This is a genomic window from Klebsiella sp. 10982, from assembly GCF_048589245.1.
Lineage (GTDB): Bacteria > Pseudomonadota > Gammaproteobacteria > Enterobacterales > Enterobacteriaceae > Klebsiella > Klebsiella quasivariicola.
Map to the genome: position 1 here is coordinate 1 of NZ_JBMAXV010000083.1, position 5831 is coordinate 5831.

The window sequence follows — 5831 nt, forward strand, 5'->3', positions numbered from 1 at the left end:
AATTTTCTGAACATAACCACCTCAATTTAAATGTATACGCGCACGAGCGGACCGTGCCGGTCTTTATTTATCGTGATAAGGGACGACGACAAAAATAAAGCGGCGTTATTTTAGAGATAATCGCCATCCCACAGCCAGTTAAATATATTGATATTATTTGATTTAGGGCAAGGTGAAGAGATTCCGTTTGCCGGGATTGCCATTCCTTTATCCGTGCGAGATTACCAATAGTGTAGAACAGAACGTCTAAAATAAAACTATTTTGTTTGATGAATAATCAATAGCCGTTAATAGGGGATAATTGAACAATTTTATGAATATATTTTACTTACTGAATATGATGCCCAGAGGCGATTAAGCGGAGTGTCATCTTGCCGTCGCCCTCGCTATACTGTTGATTACTGAAGGAGAGGGGTGGTGTAGCGGAGGGGATATGCTTCTTGAGCGCGTAGAAATCGTCGGTTTTCGCGGTATCAATCGTTTGTCGTTGATGCTGGAGCAAAATAACGTCCTGATCGGGGAGAACGCGTGGGGGAAGTCCAGTCTGCTCGATGCGCTGACCCTGCTTTTGTCCCCTGAGTTCGATCTTTATCACTTTGTCCGCGATGACTTCTGGTTTCCGCCCGGTGACATCCAGGGGCGCGAACACCATTTGCACATTATCCTGACCTTCCGCGAAACGGAACCTGGTCGCCATCGGGTGCGGCGCTTTCGTCCGCTTCAGCGCTGCTGGGTGCCTTGCGATGACGGGTATCACCGGGTGTTCTACCGCCTCGAGGGCGAGCTCGCCGGGGACGACAGCGTGTTGACCCTGCGCAGTTTTATCGATGGTGAAGGTGAAGCGCTGGCGCTGGAAGATATTGACGAGCTGGCCCGACACCTGGTGCGATTGATGCCGGTGTTGCGCCTGCGCGACGCGCGCTTTATGCGGCGCATTCATAACGGGACGGTGCCGCACTCGCCGCAGATAGAGATCACCGCCCGCCAGCTGGATTTCCTGTCCCGCGAACTGGTCAGCCATCCGCAAAATTTATCTGACGGTCAGATCCGCCAGGGGCTGTCGGCCATGGTGCAACTGCTGGAACATTACTTTGCCGAGCAAAGCAGCGCCCAGACGCGACATCGCCTGATGCGACGGCGTTCGCATGATGAACAGCGCAGCTGGCGTTATCTGGATATTATCAACCGGATGATTGATAAGCCCGGCGGGAGAAGCCATCGGGTGATCCTGCTGGGGCTGTTTGCCACCCTGCTGCAGGCCAAAGGAACAGTACGTCTCGATCGCGATGCGCGGCCATTGCTGCTGATTGAAGATCCGGAAACCCGTTTGCATCCGATCATGCTCTCCGTCGCCTGGCACCTGCTGAATTTGTTGCCGTTGCAGCGCGTGACCACCACCAACTCCGGAGAGCTGTTGTCCCTGACACCGGTGGAGCAGGTATGCCGGTTGGTGCGCGAGTCTGCGCGGGTATCGGCGTGGCGGCTGGGGCCGGGCGGAATGAATGCCGAAGACAGCCGGCGTATCGCTTTTCATATTCGTTTCAATCGCGCTTCATCGCTCTTCGCCCGCTGCTGGCTGCTGGTGGAGGGGGAGACAGAGACCTGGGTCATCAACGAACTGGCCCGCCAGTGTGGCCATCATTTTGATGCCGAGGGGGTGAAGGTGATTGAATTCGCCCAGTCCGGCCTGAAACCATTAATCAAATTTGCCCGGCGGATGGGGATCCAGTGGCATGTTCTGGTGGATGGTGATGAAGCGGGGAAAAAATATGCCGCGACGGTGCGCGGTCTGCTCAATAACGATCGTGAGCTGGAGCGCGACCATTTGACCAGCCTGCCGGCGCTGGATATGGAACATTTTATGTACCGCCAGGGATTTGATGATGTTTATCACCGGGTGGCGCAGATCCCGGCCAATGTCCCGATGAATATGCGGCGGGTGATCACTAAAGCCATCCATCGCTCATCTAAGCCTGACCTGGCTATTGAGGTGGCGATGGAAGCGGGCCGTCGTGGGGTGGACGCGGTGCCAACGTTGCTGAAAAAAATGTTCTCGCGAGTGCTGTGGCTGGCACGCGGTCGCGCTGATTAATCTCATCGCCGCCGGGAATACCGACGGCGCAAACTTCTCCGGCAGCTCAACAAAACGTAAGCAACGCTAAAAATGGGTGTTCTGTCGCCTGTGGGTTTCGATAGAATCACCGCCTGAAGCGGCAGGAGAAACAGCAGGAATCGGATTATGAAAGTGAAGGGAAAACGCAGGACCATCTGGTGGCTGCTGGCAATCGTTGTACTGGCGTTAGCCGTCTGGGGATGGCGCATTCTCAACGCGCCACTGCCGCACTATCAGACGCTGGTGGTGCGTAAAGGCGACCTCCAGCAGAGCGTGCTGGCCACCGGCAAGCTGGACGCCTTGCGCAAAGTTGACGTGGGGGCCCAGGTCAGCGGACAGCTGAAAACGCTACATGTCAATATTGGCGATAAGGTCAAAAAGGACCAGTTGCTGGGGGTTATCGATCCTGAGCAGGCGCAAAACCAGATTAAAGAGGTTGAAGCCACGCTAATGGAACTGCGGGCCCAGCTCAACCAGGCACGCGCAGAGAGTAAACTGGCGCAGGTGACTCTTGCCCGTCAGCAACAGCTGGCGCAGCGCCAGCTGGTGTCGCGACAGGACCTCGATACCGCGACCACCGACCTGGCGGTGAAACAGGCGCAAATCGGTACGATTGAGGCGCAAATTAAGCGTAACCAGGCGACCCTTGATACCGCGAAGACCAACCTCGACTACACGCGGATACTGGCGCCGATGGCAGGTGAAGTGACGCAAATTACCACCCTGCAGGGACAGACGGTGATCGCGGCGCAGCAAGCCCCAAACATTCTGACGCTGGCGGATCTTAGCACCATGCTGGTCAAAGCGCAGGTGTCTGAAGCGGATGTTATCCACCTCAGACCGGGGCAAAAGGCGTGGTTTACCGTACTGGGCGACCCGCTAACCCGCTATGAAGGTAAGCTGAAAGACATTCTGCCGACGCCGGAAAAAGTGAATGACGCCATCTTCTATTATGCCCGCTTCGAGGTACCGAACCCGCAGGGGATCCTGCGCCTCGACATGACCGCGCAGGTGCATATTCAACTGGCCGAGGTGAAAAACGTGATCACTATTCCGCTGAGCGCCCTGGGCGACGCGGTGGGTGATAACCGCTACCACGTCCGGCTGTTGCGCACCGGTGAGGTAAAAGAGCGTGAGGTTGCCATTGGCGCCCGCAACGATACCGACGTCGCGGTGGTGCAGGGCCTGGAAGAGGGGGATGAGGTGATCGTCGGCGAGAGCGCGAGCGGGGCGGCAAAATGACGGCGTTGCTTGAGCTGCGTGATATTCGTCGTAGCTACCCTTCTGGCGACGGCAGCGTTGAGGTCCTCAAGGGGATCACCCTCAGCATCCATGCGGGTGAGATGGTGGCGATCGTGGGCGCCTCCGGCTCGGGCAAATCGACGCTAATGAACATCCTTGGCTGCCTCGACAAACCCACCAGCGGCACCTACCGGGTGGCGGGAACCGATATCGCGCAGCTGGATGGCGATGCGCTGGCGCGGCTGCGGCGGGAACACTTTGGCTTTATTTTTCAACGTTATCACCTGCTGTCACACCTTACCGCCGCGCAGAATGTTGAAGTGCCAGCGGTATATGCTGGCAGTGAACGGCGGGCGCGCCTGGCGCGCGCCCATGAGCTGCTGATGCGGCTGGGGCTGGGCGATCGGGCGGACTATCAGCCATCGCAGTTGTCCGGCGGCCAGCAGCAGCGGGTCAGTATCGCCCGCGCCCTGATGAACGGCGGGGAGGTGATCCTCGCTGATGAACCAACCGGCGCGCTGGACAGCCATTCCGGCGAAGAGGTGATGGCGATCCTCCATCAGCTTAAAGCACAGGGGCACACGGTGATTATCGTCACCCACGATCCGCAGGTGGCCGCTCAGGCGGAGCGGATCGTTGAGATCCGCGATGGCGAGATCGTCCGCAATCCGCCCGGTAGTCTACAGCGCGGCGGGCTGCGCGCCCGTCAGCAGGCGGAGCCTTCGGCGTGGCGTCAGTTTACCAGCGGCTTTCGCGAAGCGCTGGTCATGGCGTGGCGGGCGATGGCGGCGAATAAAATGCGCACTTTGCTGACCATGCTCGGCATCATTATCGGTATTGCCTCAGTGGTGTCGATCGTGGTGGTCGGCGATGCGGCTAAGCAGATGGTGCTGGCGGATATTCGCGCCATCGGAACCAATACCATCGATGTTTACCCCGGAAAGGATTTTGGTGACGACGACCCGCGCTATCAGCAGGCGCTGAAGTATGACGATTTGCTGGCGATCCAGAAACAGCCGTGGGTGCGTTCCGCCACGCCGGCGGTGTCGAAAAGCCTGCGCCTGCGCGCCAATAATATTGACGTTGCCGCCAGCGCGGAGGGGGTCGGGCCGCAGTATTTTAATGTTTATGGCATGACGTTTAGCGAAGGCAATACCTTTAATGAGCTCCAGCTTAACAGCCGGGCGCAGGTGGTGGTACTCGACAGCAATACCCGCCGACAGCTGTTTCCCAATAAAGCGAAAGTGGTGGGAGAGGTGATCCTGGTCGGCAATATGCCCGCCACGGTGATTGGCGTCGCAGATGAAAAACAGTCAATGTTCGGCAGCAGTAAAATTCTCCGCGTCTGGTTGCCTTACACCACGATGGCGGGAAGAGTGATGGGGCAGTCGTGGCTGAACTCCATTACGGTGCGCGTTAATGAAGGCTACGACAGTGAAACGGCAGAGAAGCAGCTGCTGCGTCTGCTGGAGCTGCGGCATGGTAAAAAAGATGTATTCACCTGGAATATGGACAGCGTCTTGAAAACCGCCGAAAGGACCACACATACCTTACAGCTGTTCCTGACATTGGTGGCGGTGATTGCTCTGGTGGTTGGTGGTATTGGTGTAATGAATATTATGCTGGTGTCGGTGACAGAGCGAACGCGGGAGATCGGCATCCGCATGGCGGTAGGCGCTCGGGCCAGCGATGTGCTACAGCAGTTTCTCATCGAAGCGGTGCTGGTTTGCCTGGTCGGTGGCGCGCTGGGGGTGACGTTGTCGCTGATGATCGCGTTTATTCTGCAGTTGGTGCTGCCCGGCTGGGAGATCGGTTTTTCTCCGCTGGCGCTGGTGACGGCTTTTCTCTGTTCGACGCTGACCGGCGTGCTGTTTGGTTGGCTGCCCGCACGCAATGCGGCGCGGCTCGATCCGGTGGATGCCCTGGCGCGGGAATAGGAATAAAAATGCCAGTCAGAAGGACTGGCATTTTATTAGCAGGATGTACACAATGAAGCAAAAGAGTTATGCAGCCGTTTCCGCTTCCACAGGGACGATCACGCTGGCGTGGTTGCCTTTTGGCCCCTGGTGAACATCAAACCGAACGGCTTGTCCGGCTTTTAGCGTTCTGTAACCATCCATCTGGATGGTGGAGTAATGGGCGAAAATGTCTTCGCCGCCGCCCTCAGGGCAGATAAAACCGAACCCTTTGGCATTGTTGAACCACTTAACAGTACCCATTTCCATACTTCGACATCCTTCGTAAATCTTTATTAGTAAGATGGAATGAACCGGTGGTGGAGTGACGAGTTGTTCAATTGCTCGCCAACTCTCGCTACTACAATTTAGAGAAATACGAAAACGCGTCAAGCGATTGAGGAGGGGGAACGGCGAAAAATGCGTCAAAATTTGAAGCAGTTAACGCTATTGCCGGGGAATGTGACAGCCGTCGCGGATAGAAGCGATAGATGATAGTTATCTATGATCTATTGATCTAT

Annotated in this window: 4 protein-coding genes; 3 read left to right on the forward strand and 1 reads right to left on the reverse strand. The window is 56.5% G+C overall.

Annotated elements, in window-relative coordinates; translation table 11 throughout:
• Positions 1-433: 433 nt before the first annotated feature.
• The 3 genes from ACKLKD_RS27215 to macB all read left to right on the forward strand — a co-directional run bounded on the left by ACKLKD_RS27215 (position 434) and on the right by macB (position 5292).
• Positions 434-2092 carry an ATP-dependent endonuclease gene (locus tag ACKLKD_RS27215; RefSeq protein ID WP_080897570.1) on the forward strand — a complete coding sequence of 553 codons (1659 nt, stop codon included), beginning with the start codon at positions 434-436 and terminating at the stop codon, positions 2090-2092.
• A 147-nt stretch (positions 2093-2239) separates the two neighbouring features.
• The gene (gene macA, locus ACKLKD_RS27220; protein ID WP_080897569.1) at positions 2240-3355 is read left to right on the forward strand and encodes a macrolide transporter subunit MacA; all 1116 of its coding nucleotides are present in this window, start codon (positions 2240-2242) and stop codon (positions 3353-3355) included.
• On the forward strand, positions 3352-5292 hold the full coding sequence (macB, locus tag ACKLKD_RS27225; protein ID WP_080897568.1) for a macrolide ABC transporter ATP-binding protein/permease MacB: 1941 nt from the start codon (positions 3352-3354) through the stop codon (positions 5290-5292). The genes macA and macB overlap by 4 nt, the downstream gene beginning before the upstream one ends.
• 66 nt (positions 5293-5358) lie before the next feature.
• On the opposite strand, the gene cspD is transcribed toward macB, so the two are convergent.
• Positions 5359-5580, reverse strand: a complete 222-nt coding sequence (gene cspD, locus ACKLKD_RS27230) for a cold shock-like protein CspD (protein ID WP_002896516.1) — start codon at positions 5578-5580, stop codon at positions 5359-5361.
• Positions 5581-5831 lie beyond the last annotated feature (251 nt).